The sequence below is a fragment of the Blautia sp. KLE_1732_HM_1032 genome (assembly GCF_025147905.1).
GTDB lineage: Bacteria > Bacillota > Clostridia > Lachnospirales > Lachnospiraceae > Blautia_A > Blautia_A fusiformis.
Map to the genome: position 1 here is coordinate 2700449 of NZ_CP102266.1, position 15763 is coordinate 2716211.

Annotated in this window: 13 protein-coding genes, 1 tRNA gene, 2 pseudogenes and 1 other annotated feature (1 of these 17 only partly in view); of the genes and pseudogenes, 2 read left to right on the forward strand and 14 right to left on the reverse strand. The window is 43.6% G+C overall.

Translation table 11 applies throughout. The annotated features are described in order from the left end of the window. Positions 1–381, reverse strand: a sequence feature (16S ribosomal RNA rRNA prediction is too short); it reaches 602 nt to the left of the window's first position. Between the two features lie 471 nt (positions 382–852). From NQ489_RS17990 to fba, 7 genes and pseudogenes are all read right to left on the reverse strand, one after another. Then, a pseudogene (locus tag NQ489_RS17990) lies at positions 853–1980 on the reverse strand (extracellular solute-binding protein); the annotation flags it as partial. Further along, positions 1970–3673: a sensor histidine kinase gene (locus tag NQ489_RS12900; RefSeq protein ID WP_021650824.1), complete on the reverse strand. Its 1704-nt coding sequence runs from the start codon at positions 3671–3673 to the stop codon at positions 1970–1972. The gene NQ489_RS12900 and the pseudogene NQ489_RS17990, both read right to left, overlap by 11 nt. Further along, on the reverse strand, positions 3648–5186 hold the full coding sequence (locus tag NQ489_RS12905) for a response regulator transcription factor (protein ID WP_059085412.1): 1539 nt from the start codon (positions 5184–5186) through the stop codon (positions 3648–3650). Before NQ489_RS12905 ends, NQ489_RS12900 begins: the two co-directional genes overlap by 26 nt. Before the next feature lie 89 nt (positions 5187–5275). Beyond that, positions 5276–6112: a carbohydrate ABC transporter permease gene (locus NQ489_RS12910; protein WP_021650827.1), complete on the reverse strand. Its 837-nt coding sequence runs from the start codon at positions 6110–6112 to the stop codon at positions 5276–5278. Continuing rightward, on the reverse strand, positions 6112–6960 hold the full coding sequence (locus NQ489_RS12915; RefSeq protein WP_110104281.1) for a carbohydrate ABC transporter permease: 849 nt from the start codon (positions 6958–6960) through the stop codon (positions 6112–6114). Before NQ489_RS12915 ends, NQ489_RS12910 begins: the two co-directional genes overlap by 1 nt. Positions 6961–7078: 118 nt before the next feature. Beyond that, positions 7079–8407, reverse strand: coding sequence for an ABC transporter substrate-binding protein (locus tag NQ489_RS12920; RefSeq protein WP_021650828.1), 1329 nt, complete (start codon positions 8405–8407; stop codon positions 7079–7081). A gap of 276 nt (positions 8408–8683) precedes the next feature. Next, positions 8684–9547 carry a class II fructose-1,6-bisphosphate aldolase gene (gene fba, locus NQ489_RS12925; RefSeq protein WP_015527136.1) on the reverse strand — a complete coding sequence of 288 codons (864 nt, stop codon included), beginning with the start codon at positions 9545–9547 and terminating at the stop codon, positions 8684–8686. A gap of 194 nt (positions 9548–9741) precedes the next feature. On the opposite strand from fba, the gene NQ489_RS12930 reads away from it, so the two are divergent. Beyond that, positions 9742–9823: transfer RNA gene (locus NQ489_RS12930), tRNA-Tyr, on the forward strand. 786 nt (positions 9824–10609) lie between these two features. On the opposite strand, the pseudogene NQ489_RS17880 reads toward NQ489_RS12930, so the two are convergent. Next, positions 10610–10888 (reverse strand): annotated as a pseudogene (locus NQ489_RS17880) (NAD(P)-dependent oxidoreductase); the annotation flags it as partial. Then, the gene (locus tag NQ489_RS12940; protein WP_015527134.1) at positions 10819–11160 is read right to left on the reverse strand and encodes a demethylmenaquinone methyltransferase; all 342 of its coding nucleotides are present in this window, start codon (positions 11158–11160) and stop codon (positions 10819–10821) included. The gene NQ489_RS12940 and the pseudogene NQ489_RS17880, both read right to left, overlap by 70 nt. A 136-nt stretch (positions 11161–11296) precedes the next feature. On the opposite strand from NQ489_RS12940, the gene NQ489_RS12945 reads away from it, so the two are divergent. Next, positions 11297–12220, forward strand: coding sequence for a LysR family transcriptional regulator (locus NQ489_RS12945; protein WP_015527133.1), 924 nt, complete (start codon positions 11297–11299; stop codon positions 12218–12220). 278 nt (positions 12221–12498) lie between these two features. Here the strand turns inward: NQ489_RS12945 and NQ489_RS12950 are convergent, their stop codons facing one another. The 5 genes from NQ489_RS12950 to NQ489_RS12970 all read right to left on the reverse strand — a co-directional run bounded on the left by NQ489_RS12950 (position 12499) and on the right by NQ489_RS12970 (position 15746). Then, complete coding sequence (locus NQ489_RS12950) at positions 12499–12666, reverse strand: tyrosine-type recombinase/integrase (protein WP_021650830.1); 168 nt, start codon at positions 12664–12666, stop codon at positions 12499–12501. 175 nt (positions 12667–12841) lie between these two features. After that, on the reverse strand, positions 12842–13114 hold the full coding sequence (locus NQ489_RS12955) for a hypothetical protein (RefSeq protein ID WP_021650832.1): 273 nt from the start codon (positions 13112–13114) through the stop codon (positions 12842–12844). 507 nt (positions 13115–13621) lie between these two features. After that, a complete protein-coding gene (tnpB, locus tag NQ489_RS12960; protein ID WP_259852170.1) occupies positions 13622–14719 on the reverse strand; it encodes an IS200/IS605 family element RNA-guided endonuclease TnpB in 1098 nt (365 codons plus the stop codon). After that, complete coding sequence (gene tnpA, locus NQ489_RS12965) at positions 14719–15141, reverse strand: IS200/IS605 family transposase (protein ID WP_110102477.1); 423 nt, start codon at positions 15139–15141, stop codon at positions 14719–14721. The genes tnpB and tnpA overlap by 1 nt, the downstream gene beginning before the upstream one ends. Before the next feature lie 53 nt (positions 15142–15194). Further along, complete coding sequence (locus NQ489_RS12970; RefSeq protein ID WP_110102478.1) at positions 15195–15746, reverse strand: class I SAM-dependent methyltransferase; 552 nt, start codon at positions 15744–15746, stop codon at positions 15195–15197. Positions 15747–15763 lie beyond the last annotated feature (17 nt).

A 15763-nucleotide genomic window follows, 5' to 3' on the forward strand; every position in this document is an offset into this window, starting at 1 on the left:
TGTGCGGGTCCCCGTCAATTCCTTTGAGTTTCATTCTTGCGAACGTACTCCCCAGGTGGAATGCTTAATGCGTTTGCGGCGGCACCGAAGAGCTTTGCTCCCCGACACCTAGCATTCATCGTTTACCGCGTGGACTACCAGGGTATCTAATCCTGTTTGCTCCCCACGCTTTCGAGCCTCAACGTCAGTTACCGTCCAGTAAGCCGCCTTCCTCTGGCGTCCCTCAACCACATCCCCCCCGGACTAATGCACCTTCCTCTAGCGTCCCTCTATACATCCGCCTCACGAGTCCACAAGCCCTTCCCGGACCCGCTCCGTAAGACTGTCTCCACCCTTACGATACCAATCTTCCACAAAAGAGTCAAAAGAGCTCACAGGCATCCTCCCCATAATGATCTGGATAAATGCGTTCTTCTCCAGCAAACGCAAAGTCTGAGGAATCTCCCCGTCACCATCCCCCAGATACTTCTTCTCCGGAGCACGGTAATTCGCATCCACCAGAAGCCCCACCGCCGAGATCCTGGACTTATACGCCGCCCAGGCCTCTACCGAAGGCACCTCCGCCTCAAGATACTCCTTACACGCATCAAAATAAGACGCCTCAATGGCACTGAGATCCTCCCTGGTCTTCTCATCGCCCGGACTATAAAGAACCTCACGGATATGCTTTGTCACTATATAAGTAGCCTCATTATAATCCACATTGATCATTAGCGGACGCGCCGTAGGATCCACATTCAAGGCAAAATAAGTGTTCATCTCATCCGCATCCTCTGCCTCATATCTGGAATGGTCAAACAACACACTCAAAATCTTCATTGCAATCTCCGGATGCTCATACCCTTTACGCACAACTACATATTTATTATCTCGAAACGTAGAGTATACCTCCACAGTCCGCTTTACATCCGCAGTCAGATAATACGGTTCCCAGTCTGCCTCTTTATTCTTCCGATACTCATCCATAAGAGGATTATTCGGAGTCCACCAGAGCCCGAAAAACGCTCCGCATTTTCCATTCACCACAAGATCACGGATATTATTCTGTGCACGTAAAGCAAAATCCGAATCCAGTATTCCCTGCCTGTAAAGCTCTCTGAGATACCCCAGAGCCTCCTTTGTCTCCTCCGTCAGCGATCCATAGACAATTTCCCCATCTGCATTTTCAATCCACTGCTGCGGATATGCCCCGAACTTTTCAAACACAGAGTCCACCGAATAGCTGGTGCTGGCCGTGCCCACAAGTCCCGGATCACAGACAAGTCCCACAGGATCTTCACCATCCTCTGCACCCATCCGGTTTTCCTGAAACGCACGGATCACTGAAAAAGCCTCTTCCAGTGTCTTCGGTTCTTTCAGTCCCAGCTGCTCCATCCAGTCATGTCTCAGCCATAAAAGCTGCTGCCCATCATCAATGGCAGTCTCCGGAAGTGCATACAGTTTTCCGTCAAAAGTCCCGGATGCCAAAAGTTCCTCTCCATAGCTCTCATACATTTCCTTTATTTTATCGGAAGCGCAGCTTTTGTATACTTCCGTCAGATCCTCGATAAGATCATTTTCAACCAGTTCTTCCAGAGTTTCCCTGTCCGACACCAGAAAAACATCCGGAAGATTCCGATCTTTGACCAGGATGTTCAGGGCTTCGTCATACCGCTCCTCACTCTCCATAAAAACATTCTTATTCTGAATATTCAGTGTTTTTTTCAGATACCGGGTATATGCATTGTCCTCATAAGTCTGCCCGTCCGGAAGATTAGAATTATTAGCCCCTTTCATCTGTCCCAGAGTATAAGTTACAAGCTCCGGATATTTCCCCAGAGGCGTGGTTTCTGCCTGTTCCCAGCTCCTACTGTTCTTTTCGGACAGAACGTCTATATCTGTTTTTTCCATTTCTGCAGTTCCTAAAGAACACCCCGTCAAAAGTGCCAGGCTCAGTATCGTACTCAGAAATACCACTGTTTTTCCCAGACTAAGTCTCATCTTTTTTTACCTCTTTCGGGATCCTCATATCAACGCTTGTCCCCTCACCTACCTTGCTCAGGATCCGGATGGCATATTTCTCTCCATATAAAATGCACATACGGTCATTGACATTTTTAAGACCATAGCCTTTTGCCTGATATGTGAGCAGCTTTTCTGCCTGCTCCTGCTCCATCCCTATTCCGTTATCTTCAACCCGGATCACTACATCTCCATTCTCTTCAAAGAAATAAAGTTTCAGAAGCTTTTCCCCTTCCTCCTTCACATCCAGGCCATGCTCCAGAGCATTCTCAACGATGGGCTGCAGGGCAAGCTTCGGAACCAACTCCTGCTGCACAGACGGATCGATATTCCACTCCACCTTAAAATCATTGTCATGCATGATCAGCTGGATTTCCAGATAAGCTTCGATATTCCGAATACAGGTTTCCACAGTCACCATATCTGCTCCCTTACTGAGCGCTGTCCGGTAAAATGTAGATAATGCCAGTGTCACACGGCTGATCTCCTTCTGACGGCTCTTAATCGCCATCCAGTTTATAATAGAAAGAGAATTATAAAGAAAATGGGGATTGATCTGGGCAGTCAACGCTTTCAGTTCAAATTCCTTCAGAGCGATCTTATTTTCATACACTTCTTCGATCAGTCGATTAATTTCATCCATCATATGGTGAAAGCTTCTCACCAGCTGTCCTACCTCATCTCCGGAATCACTGTAAACCGTAACTTCACGGCTTCCCTGGTTCACCTGTTCCATATTTCTGGTAAGCTGCTCAATCTTTCTGGTAAACAGCTTAGAAAACGTCATTCCAAGCACAATGATGATCACAACACAGAAGCCGATCAGTGGGATCTCACTGATCAATACTTTTGAAACCGAGCTCTCGATCACAGCCGGAGGTTTGTAAAAATAATAGGTCCATCTTGTTTCATGTCCGCTGCTGCTGACATAGGTATATTCTTCCCTCAGACGATCCAGCTTTTTTGCAGTTTCTTTCTGTGCTGAAATATCACTGGCCGCCAGATTTTCTCCATGATAGACGATATTTTGCTGATCATCCACCACAAAGCCTCCGGAATTCCGTTCAATAATATTAGCCAGAGGCTGGAATACTTTTCCGTAATCCAACAAAATACAGAGCACAGCCTCCCTGATCTTACCATCATATATTTCCCTGACTGCCGCGATCTGACGATTATCCCGGTCCACGATCCACTGAACCGTCACGGTATTATTTAATTTGTCACTCCACCATTCCCCATCAACCTCTGAAAGCGGAGCCAAGGTATATTCATGGCGCACGGGAATGCTTTCTGCAAAAAGATGTATCCCCAGAATTGCTTCGTGGTAGGATTTCGGCACCGTCAACAGCGGATCCACAACTTCCGTATACTGTTCATATGCAGTATAACGATCCATATCTTTGTTGAAGATCACCTCCTGGATTTCAGGAGAATAGGTAAGATAATTCAAAAGGCTGGCATAAATTTCGATCTGCCCGTCAATGTTTTCTCTGGTCTGCTCCAAAATGGAGTACATATCCTCCATCTCATTTTTCCGTACAAGACTACTCATACGACTGTGACTATACAGTGCCAACACAGTCATCGGCACCAGGGATACCACCACAAGAAGATTTGTCAGCTTGTACCGGTATTTCATATTATTATACTTCTTCAGAAGACTCTTCATCCTCATTGTTTCCTTTCCGATAGGACTCCGGGCTGCTTCCGTAATATTCCCGGAAGCTCCGGCAGAAATACGAAGAATTGGCAAATCCTACCTGCTCGCTGACCATGGCTACTTTCATGTTGGTAGTTCGTAGAAGCTCCTTGGCCTTTTCCATGCGGAACACACGGATAAAACGATTCAGGTTCATCCCCGTCTCCTTCTTGAAAATAAAGCTGAGATAGCCGGAAGAAAGATATACTTTTTCTGCCAGTGTTTCCAGATTCAGATCTTCCGCATAGTGATTGTAAATATAATTTTTGACTGCTGCCACCTCATCTCTGGATTCGCTCATGGAACGGTCCAGGAACTCCTCGTACTGGCGGATATTTTTTTCTGTAACCTCAATGATCTCCTGAATGGTAGAACAGCCATACAGATGATCCACCTCCAGATCCAGCCTGTGCTCTCCGGCAAAACGATTCTCCTGAAACAGCTCCCTTATCACATTGGAAAAAACAAATTTCACATACATGGCCGAAAACTGGGTATTGGACTGATATTTGGATGCCAGGCTGCGGAAATGGCTCCACAGCTGCTTCACATCCTTTCTGGAAATATCTTCTGAGATTTTTTCCATAAGCCTGGAATCCTGCTCCTCTTCTCCGGTATTTTTTTCCTCGTCCTCCTCGCTGGTGTAGACATGGATATCCGGATGATAAAATTTTTCTTCCATCTGCTGCTCCAGCTGTTCCATGATTTCCGGCAATTCCTGATATCCGTCAAAACGCCGACTTACAGCCAGATGAAAGCGAACAGGATGAAGGCGCTTCAGAAGATTATAGACATTTTTTGCCACAAGGACATAATCACAGTACACATCCTTAAAAAGAAGCAAGGACTGACGGCCATTAAGATTCAGATAGAAGAAAGAACGGCGAAGCTCTTCCCGGATCTCAAGGGGAACCTCATCACTGGCAGAATCAAAAAAAGCTTCATCCGATTCAATAAGAATTGCACAGTGCCACTGCTCCCAGACAGAAAAATCCACAATTCCTTCCGCTTCCTTCAGACGCTCCTGATCTCCGGAATAAATGTAGCCCAACAGAAAATACTGCTGAAGAAAGCTCTTTTCTTTTATGGACTGCTGCTCTTTATTTTTCCGGGATGCGATCTCCTTCTGGATCTTCTGTATGGTGTCATGAAAGCGGTCCGGATCCACCGGTTTCAGTACATAATCCGTCACACCATAGCGGATCGCCTCCTGAGCAAAAGCAAAATCTCCATAACCGCTGAAAATGATAATTTCCAGATCCGGATATTCCTCTCTTGCTTTTTTTGAAAGCTCCAGACCATCCATATGCGGCATTTTGATATCTGTCAGCATCAGATCCACCGGATGCTTTCTCAGCTCATTTAATGCCAGCTTGCCATTAGCCGCCTCATAAATTTCCCACTCTCCCTCCTCCATAGACAGAAGAAAGCGGATTCCGTCACGTTCCAGTTTTTCATCATCTACCACCAAAACTCTGTACATTCCTCACCTCGCCAAATATGGCCTGATCCACGTAAAAGCACGCAGAGCAGGCCGTTTTTCTTTCATTTTAACATTATTCAACTAATTTGTCAGCCCTTAACAGCTCCTGCAACCACACCTTCAATGATATATTTCTGGCATGCAAGATAGAAGGCAATGATCGGAATGATGGAAAGGACAAGAACGCCCATCATCGCTCCCATATCAATGGTTCCGTAACCGCCCTTCAGATACTGGATGGCAATGGAAATGGTTTTATATTTCTTGATATCAAGTACCAGATATGGAAGAAGATAATCATTCCAGATCCACATGGTTTCCAGGATCGCTACAGTTACACAGGTCGGTTTCATAACCGGAAGAACCACTTTAAAAAATGTCTGGATCGGGGTACAGCCATCGATCATGGCAGCTTCCTCGATCTCGATCGGAATGGATTTTACAAAACCGCTGAACATAAATACCGCAAGTCCTGCTCCATATCCAAGATAAATGATGATCAGTCCCCACGGAGTATTCAGTTTCAGGATGTTTGCGATCTTGGAAAGAGTAAACATTACCATCTGGAATGGTACAACCATGGAAAACAGGCACAGCATGTACATGGTTTTTGTCAGCGTGTTGGTAACACGGTTGATGTACCAGGCACACATGGAGGTACAGAGCAGAATTACCGCAACAGAAAATACTGTGATAAATAATGTCCATCCAAATGCCTGGAAAAATCCGGTTTTTGTGAGACCATTTACATAGTTTTCCAGACCTACGAACATTTTATCCGTCGGGATTGCAAAAGGATAACGGCTGATGTATGCTTTTTTCTTAAAAGAATTGATCAAAACCAGAAGAATCGGGAAAATATAAGCAACAGATACCACACTCAGGATCGCAGTCCACAGACCGCTGAATTTTACTTTTTTATTCATTACTGCTGTACCTCCTTACTTCTTGTGAGACGATTCTGGATCATGGCAATTGCTCCAACCAGGATAAAGAAGATCACGGCCTTCGCCTGTCCTACACCTTCCCATCCGGTACGTCCATAGAAGGTATTGTAAATATTCAGTGCAAGCATTTCTGACATATTGGAAGGCTCACCATTTGTAAGAGCAAGGTTCTGGTCAAAAAGCTTGAAGGAGTTGGTAAGTGTCAGGAAAGTACAGATGGTGATGGACGGCATGACCATAGGAATAATCACATGCTTCAGAAGCTGTCCTTTGTTCGCACCATCGATCTGTGCAGCCTCGATCAGTTCACCCGGGATATTCTGGATACCTGCAATGTAAATGATCATCATATATCCGATCTGCTGCCAGCACATCAGGATCACAAGACCCCAGAATCCGTAAACAGAAGAATATGTAAGTGTTTTATTGATCTGAAGAAGCAGACCGTTTAACAGAAGCTGCCATACATAACCAAGGATGATTCCACCGATCAGGTTTGGCATAAAAAATACAGTACGGAATATATTGGTTCCTTTGATCTTCTTGGTCAGAAGCAACGCAACTGCAAAACCGATCACATTGATCAGAACTACTGATACAACCGTAAATGCGGTGGTGTACCATAATGCATGTCCAAAGGTTCCATCCTCAGTAAAAATCTTCACATAGTTCTGTAATCCCACGAATTTTGCATCCGTTACTGTGGTAAATTTACAGAAGGAAAGATATACGCCCATGATAAAGGGAACGATAAATCCAATGGTAAATGCCAGCAGGGTAGGCAGGACAAAAACCGGAAAATACTTTTTCATCATCTTATTCTGCATGTTTTCTCTTCCTTTCTCCTGAGGATGCATCCTTCCCTACTTTACACATCCTCTCTTCATTAAAAGAGGCAGGCGGAAACCGCCCACCCCTTCGTGATCACGTTTCAGTTATACCTTATCAGCCTTCATTTGCTGCTTTGTACTCTTTTGCCCATCCGTCAACAAATGCAGTTTTCACAGCATCCCACTCGCCGGTACCCTGTGCATACTCAAGCATTGCACTGCCGACCTGGTTTTTCCACTCTTCAGAAGGCATGGTTGTAAAGTTCCATGAAACCGGAGTTTTACCAGCTTTTACATATTCGTCGGCTGCTTTTACAAGCGGATTTGCAGACTCATAATTCTCATCAAAGGTCTTGAATGGTGTTGTAAATCCCATTTCCTGGCTTATAGATTCTCTTCCTTCATCACTTGTGATAACCCAGCTGAGGAAATCAAGAGTTGCCTGGATATCCTTCTCATCTGCTTTTTTGTTTACGCACCAGTAGTTCTCACTGCCTGTGCAAAGTCCCTGGTCCTCTTCACCATCTACACCAATATAGATTGGAAGCATTCCCATATCCTCGTCTGCTACTTCGTTATCTTTGATGTTATCATAAGCCCATGTTCCATTCTGATAGAACACAGCCTCTCCAAGACCAAATTCAGCATTTGCATCATCGATAGTCTTACTGGAAAGAAGGCTTGGCTCACAGGTAGAATCTGTGATATAAAGGTCAAACAGGTTCTTGAAGTTGTCAAGATAGGTCCCTTTGATCGCATCTGTGGATGTGATTCCGTCTTCTTTGTACTCATAATAGATTGGAAGGTTTGCAAGGTGTGTCTTGAAGCGCCAGTCACTGGAAGAATCAAAGCCTGCGGAAGTAAATGCACCGTCAACTCCAAGGTCATCTTTCTTAGCCTGGATATCATCTGCAACCTTCTTTAATGTCTCAAAATTGTTGATCTCATCTGCAGACTTGATCACAGCGCCATCCATCTCACAGTATTTCTTAAGAAGCGCTTTGTTGTAAATAATTCCATATGTTTCAATTACATAGGCGATACCGTCAACTGCACCGCTGTCCTCCTTCAGTACGAAATCGTCACTCTCCACATTTTTATAAACATCGCTGTCTTTCAGGTCATAGCAATAATCCTTCCAGGATGCAAGTCCAACTGGTCCGTTAACCTGGAACAGTGTCGGAACCTCATCCTTGGCCATCTCTGATTTCAGAGTAGACTCATAAGTTCCGGAAGCAGCTGTAACAACGGTAACCGGTACACCAGTCTCATCGGTGTATTTCTTTGCCAGGTCTGACCACTGATCTGCCTGCTCCGGTTTAAAATTCAGATAATAAACAGAGCCTTCACTGTCATCCCCTTTTGCCATAGCCGGAACTGCCGGGATCATAGTAGCTGCCATCAAAGCTGCAAGACCAAATGCTGTTGCTTTTTTCATTCTCATAATCGTACCTCTCCTTTACCTTATATGATATTCAATTTGTTTCGCGGATATGCTTAAAACGTCCATTTCGCATATTCCTGACCGATAAGCTTCAAATCAGCTTCTCGATTAACTTGATATTATTGTAAATCGAAGAGGTCATTTTCACTATATAAAAAAATCAAGAAACATGTTGATTTTTTTATATAGTAAAAATATTGATATTTTACCATGAAAAAAGAAGCCGGAACAGGCTTGCTCCCATTCCGGCTTCTTCCATATATTATTTTCGATTCATCATGCTTTATTGACAGATCCGAAAAGCTCCATTTTCTCTTTAACAGTAGCTTTGATCGCTTCTGCTCCAGGTGCAAGAAGCTTACGTGGGTCATATCCTTTACCCTGCTGATCTTTACCCTCTTCAATGTATTTACGTGTAGCTTCAGCAAATGCAAGCTGGCACTCTGTATTTACATTGATCTTGGAAACGCCAAGGCTGATCGCTTTCTTGATCATGTCTGCCGGGATACCTGTACCACCGTGAAGAACAAGCGGCATATCTCCTGTCAGTTTCTGAATAGCATCCAGAGTCTCAAAGCTTAAGCCCTGCCAGTTAGCCGGATATTTTCCGTGAATGTTACCGATACCAGCTGCAAGGAAGTTGATTCCGAGATCTGCAACTCTCTTGCACTCCTCAGGATCAGCGCACTCGCCCATACCAACAACACCATCTTCCTCGCCACCGATGGAACCAACCTCTGCCTCAAGAGACATGTTGTGCTCAGCAACGATCTTAACCAGCTCTTTAGTCTTAGCTACGTTCTCATCGATCGGATAATGAGATCCGTCGAACATAATGGAAGAGAAACCAGCCTCAACACATTTCAGGCATCCATCATAGCTGCCGTGGTCAAGATGAAGAGCAACCGGAACAGTGATGTTCAGCTCTTCCATCATACCGTTAACCATACCTACAACAGTCTTATAACCTGTCATGTATTTACCGGCACCCTCGGAAACACCAAGGATTACAGGAGAGTTGAGCTCCTGAGCTGTCTGAAGGATAGCTTTTGTCCACTCAAGGTTGTTGATGTTGAACTGACCAACTGCATAATGGCCTGCTTTTGCTTTTTTCAGCATTTCTGTTGCGTTTACTAACATGATAAAATCCTCCTAACCTGTATTAGGATACGGAAAAACCGTGTCCTTTATATCCAACCGTACTCATAATAGCAGATTTCCTTTGGTAAGTCCAGTATTTTACCAAAAATGCTGATGCTGTGGGAATTATTATTTTTTTTGAGAAAAAGCTTGCAATTTTATCAAATGTTATGTATAATATATTTGTTGTTCACGGATGGATTCCCGAGTGGCCAAAGGGGGCAGACTGTAAATCTGTTGGCACCGCCTTCGAAGGTTCGAATCCTTCTCCATCCAGCGAATTTAGCTCTTACATCTTTGCGATGTAGGAGCTATTTTTTTGTGCAAAAAGAAAACCGCAAAGGGGCCGCAAAGCCGCGGCCCCTCTGCACACCCCTCGGGCTTTTTTTAAGGAGTTCTTGGTTGTGGATGAGGGGAGGGTGTTGACTTGTGTCTGTATGCTTGGGTATTGGATGTGGGACGCTGTGCCGATCTGGTTCCTGTATGCTTCGGTGTTGGATGCGGGATGCTGTGCCGATTTATTTTTTGGGGGATACGGCCGGCTGCTTTATTGGTTATGGATTGTTTTGAGGCCGTTTTCTGTATGCTTCGGTGTTGGATGCGGAACACTGTGCCGATCTGGTTCCTGTATTCTTCGGTGTTGGACGTGGAACGTTGTGCCGATTTATTTTTATATATTGTGTTTTTTGGGCACTGGGCAGAATGTACATTCGCTTCTATTGTCTGCTCTCTGCGGTTGAATTTTCAGCCGGGGATGTGGCAGCGGTATGGGCTGCTGCGGAGGAGGTGTGATACTGCTTAGGCTGCGGGGATCGGCGTTATTGAGACAGGGGCTGCTGTCTGAGCCAGAGGCGAGTTCTGCCCCTGTCTCAATGTTTTTAGCCGATTTCCGGAGCCTTAGCAGTATCCGCCGACGGAGCCCTGCCCGTACCGCTGCCACATCCCCGGCGTACGGTTCATTCAATCCACCACACAAAGAAAAAGACGGCCACCCCCCAAAAAGCGAGACAGCCGTCCTTTCCTCACACATCATACATAGGAAATCGAAACACCGAAAAAAATCTATTTGTTAACTCTGTTAACCGTATTACCATCCAGAAAAGCCTTGATATTATCAACCGTAATATCCATGATCCTCTGTCTGGAAGCCTGAGCAGCCCAGGAGATATGCGGAGTGATGATGCAGTTTTTAGCCTTGAGAAGCGGATTATCCCCCTTGATCGGCTCAGTAGAAACAACATCAAGACCAGCAGCATAAACCTTCCCACTATTCAGAGCATCTGCCAGATCCTGCTCAACAACAAGCTGACCACGGCTGTTGTTGATAAGGATAACTCTATCCTGCTTCCTTTGTTTGCAAGAACGATAACATCTCCCGGCTGAGCCATATCCAGTGCTTTATGGAACAGAAGGTTATCTCCTGCCGGTGCATTTACTGTAAATGCAGTTCCCAGAAGTCTTGCCTTCGGGTTCAGCGGGAAAATACTGGAATCTACGGCAGCGATCTTTCCACAGTTATCATCAATATTTGCAACTGGAATTCCACGGAAGGCTTCTACTAATTCTTTTGACGGTCTTTCAAAATTTCGTCTGATCCTACATCCTAATGCCATATGAAAACCTCTCTTCTTTTGATATACAAGCTTACTATTGAATAACGAATAATTTCTCTGTATAATATAAATAATTTTTATATTATCAAAGCTTAAACCATCCTATAGACAACACCAAAGAAAAGGAGCTGTTCATATGAATCTTGCTGAAATCGAAACCTTTCTCACCATTGTAAATACCAAGAGCATCACCCGTACAGCGGATCTTCTTTTTCTTTCCCAGCCTACTGTCAGCCACCGGCTCACATCTCTGGAGAACGAACTGGGTTTTCCCCTTGTGATCCGTCAGAAAGGCCACAAGCAGGTGGAACTGACTGCCAAGGGAACAGATTTTATCATCCTTGCGGAACGCTGGATGTCTCTCTGGAAGGAAACTATGGAGTTGCAGCGCAATCAGGATTCCCTGCTACTTACCATCGGCTGTACAGACAGCCTGAACGTAGCTGTTTTCGCACCACTGTATGACAGGATCTTAAATGAACAGACCAAGCTGGACCTGAACATCGAGTCCCATCACTCTTCAGAGCTCTACGGTCTTCTTGGAGAACACAGCATTGATATCGGATTTGTCTACCACAAATTGCATTACAAGAATATCATAACAGAGAAAATCTTCGAAGAAAAACTTTATCTGATACAATCGGATCAGCCAGTGATTCCGGCTCCGGCAATACATACCGATGAGCTGGATCCATCCCTGGAGCTGTTTTTAAGTTGGGATGACAATTATCAGATCTGGCATGACCGCTGGCTTTCCTCCGCTTCCAGGCCTCACATTGCGGCAGATACCATCACACTTTTGGACCGTCTCTGGAAAAAACCGGGGAACTGGATGGTCGCACCACAGTCTGTGATCCTGGAGCTTTCCCATTACCGGCCTCTTTTTATCAGTGAACTGAAAAACACACCGCCAAACCGTGTCTGCTATAAGATCAAGCATAAATATCCAAAGTCCACTAGCAAACGTGCCGTGGAATTCTTCGAAAATGCACTGGAAGACTTTCTTGCAGAATCCACTCCGTCCTTCCCGATCGGCCAGGTATGGGAACGACAGAAATAAAAAAAACGGTAAGCACAAGTCCGTCAGGAAGATTTTCTGCTTTACCGTTTCTTCTTATTATATTATTTATACCAGGATTTTTGATCCACCGCTTTCCGCCACATAAAGCAACAACGGGCTTCGACTTGTTTCATCATATATCAAGAACACTTTGTTTACAAGGATTTTCAGCATTTCCATGAAAAACAATATTTCGTCTGATTGCGTCTATTTTCTTTTATTTGTCACAAAAATTGTCATAAAAGAGCCACGCCCGATAAAGGGAATGGCTCTGATTATTACATTATATTTTCAAGCTTTTTTATTTCATTCTGTACTCTTGCAACATCTACGTGATTGTATATGTTCATTGTAATGCTTATGTCACTATGTCCCATAATCATTTGTAAAACTTTGATATCTAGGCCAGCTTCTGCACATCTGGTGCAAAACGTATGCCTCAGCATATGTGGATGTGTCAAGTATAGGACAAAAAAATTTTATTTTTTTCTGCCGAAGACTATCTGACGTTTCCATCAGGTAGTCCCAGCACCTTTATTATCTTCTGATAAATCATTCTTGTCCTGCTCAAGTTATCTCTGTTCTGAAAAAATATCGTCAAAATTCCATTCGATTTCAATTTCATCCTGAATCAGAGAAACAGCAGCACCCGTCACTGCAATCAGCCCCACTCTCCAGTTCATACAGGTAAGCCACAAAAGAATACAGATAAAATTCAGATGCGCACTGTTCCATGTACATGTCTGAAAAACAAATCATCACACCTGGCATTACTCGGTAAACCGTCATAACGCCCTCTCCTGTCGCATCATTTAACATAAGAACAGCGCAATTCTCATTCTGAATCACAGGCTTCACATTACTTCCAAGACTTGCAATTTCATTTACATTCAAATTTCTTCTCCTTTCACATAGTGGTATTTCTTTGTATTAGTTTCATCTAACCTTTTTTTCTATTATCTTAACATGAGAATCGAGCATTATCCAGACCTGAACGGACGACAATAATCCATTTAGACAAAAATAAAGTTCCAGACTTATTATCTGAAACTTTATTATAAATCCAGCATCATTGCATTACTTCACACAACGGAAATATACCATAGAACCGTCAACATGGATATCCGTTTCTTTATATAGTTTTTGAAGGATATCTCTCAGCTCTTTCTCCGTCTGAAACGGTGGAGAAAACCACCCTTTCTTTGCAAGAATATTTTTTACCAGCCAATCTGTCCGTTTCGATTTTCCCCTGATTTGACACTCCCCACAGCTAAAGTAGGGGGATTCTTGCTTCTCCCACTACTGCATTGGCAAACACCTTACGGTACTGCAATGTCTTACACAGTGTCCACAAGCTATATTTATACTGTTCCCGTATGCCCTACGGTACAGTTTTTATCTTTATGCAGACTGCATCTGCAGTCCTTTTTTCAGAATATTGATACTTGCATTCGTATCCCGGTCATGAACCGCATGGCATTTGGGACACTCCCAGATACGAATGCCCAGATTTTTTATCCGTGGATTTCTGTAGCCACAACAGCTGCAGGTCTGACTGCTCGGATACATCGTTGGTACTCTGTGAATTTCATTTCCATACCAGCCAGCTTTATATTCCAGCATTTCAAAAAATTTTGCCCAGGAAACACTCGCTATCGATTTTGACAGTTTATGATTCCGGATCATCCCCTTAACATTCAGATCTTCAATACAGATGGTTTGGTTTTCACGCACCAGCATCGTTGACTGTTTCTGCAGGAAATCATTCCGCTGATTGGTTACTTTCTCATACACTCTTGCCACCCTGATCCGCTGCTTCTCGCGGTTATGGGAATCTTTTTGTTTTCGGGAAAGCCTGCGCTGTTCTCTTATGAGTTTTCGCATTGAGCGTTCCAGATATCTGGGATTTGATACCGTATTTCCATTACTGTCGGAGTAGAACGCTTTGATCCCGACATCAATCCCTATCGTTCCGCCAGCATTTGAGCGTGGTTCCGGTTCAAAATCAACATTTAAAACCGCAAAATATTTTCCAGCCGGTGTGTGCTCAATGATCACGTGATTAATCTTTTCCACTTCCATCGACTGCCGTATTTTAACAAATCCAAGTTTCGGAAGTTTGATATATCTTCCCACAATACGAATATTATCTTTTTGATTTACCGTTCTGTATGACTGGAACCGGTTATGTTTACTTTTGAAGGTTGGATAGGAAGCCCGTTTCTCAAAGAAATTCACAAATCCCCGGTCGAGATCCCGCAAAGACTGCTGTAATGCAATGGAATCTGCTGCTTTCAGAAAGGCAAACTCCTCTCGCTTTTTCAGTTCAGTCAGCATGGCGGAAGTCTGGGAATAGCCGATCTTTTCCCCATTTTCATAGCCTTCCTTACGCATGGCAAGTCCCCGGTTGTAGATGAACCGGCAGCATCCCAGGGTCTGATGGATGAAGTTTTTCTGTTCTCTGTTCGGGTAGATTCTAAATTTAATTCCTTTTTGCATTATCCCATCTTATCCTTTTGTCTCTGCGATGTTTTCTGGTTTTCAATATACTGTTTTACTGTTTCCAGCGGAGCACCGCCCACCGTCGATACAAAATAGCTGTTTGTCCAGAGAGTCGGCATTTTCGTTTTAAGATAGGGAAATTCATGTCTTAAAATTCTGGACGTATAGCCTTTAAATGACTTTACAGCTTTGTGGATGCCAAACTGAGGATCTACTTCCAAAAGCATATGAACATGATCTGGCATGATCTCCATTTCCAGAATGTCTACAGAAAGATTTGTAGCATACTCTGTGAGCAGCTCCTTCAGCCGGACGTCCACACCGTTAATTAATACTTTTCGTCTATACTTTGGACACCATGCTACATGGTATTTACAGGAATAGACGACATTGTTGTTTGATTTATATGTTGTGTTCATATTTATATTATACTATAGTTCATTAGTTAATACAATTACTATTTTGTCCATCTTCAATTACTTGCATAAATTCGATGGACGCGTCTTATATCCCCATAACTGAAGCAAGGGGTTTTACGACGCATTGGATAAAAACAGGCAATGAAATCGCCGCCTGGTTTCAAAACACGCCATATTTCATGAAATGCTTTTTGCTTATCAAGAAATGTATGAAAACCATTCATACTGACAACGGTATCAACAGATTCATCCTCCATTTGCAGGTTTCCCACACCCCCCTGAATACATTTGATATGCGCATGACTACCAAGTCTTTTTCTGGCTTGTTCAAGCATATCCATGCTGTAATCAATACAAGTAATATGTGCATTTTTCAGAGAGCTCCATTTGTTTTCCGTAAATACAGCAGTTCCAACCGGAACATCAAGAAGCTTTCCTGAAAAGTCATCAGGAACATATGATAAAACTTTTCGTGCTATATCATTATCATCCGTGCCACTCCAAAATAGCTTAATATACAGTTTGCTGAAAATATTTCTTTGCGTAAGAACATCGTCATATATATTTTTTGATGTTTCATAAGCATTTTGTATTTTGTCTGCCATATTACCCTCCAAATTTA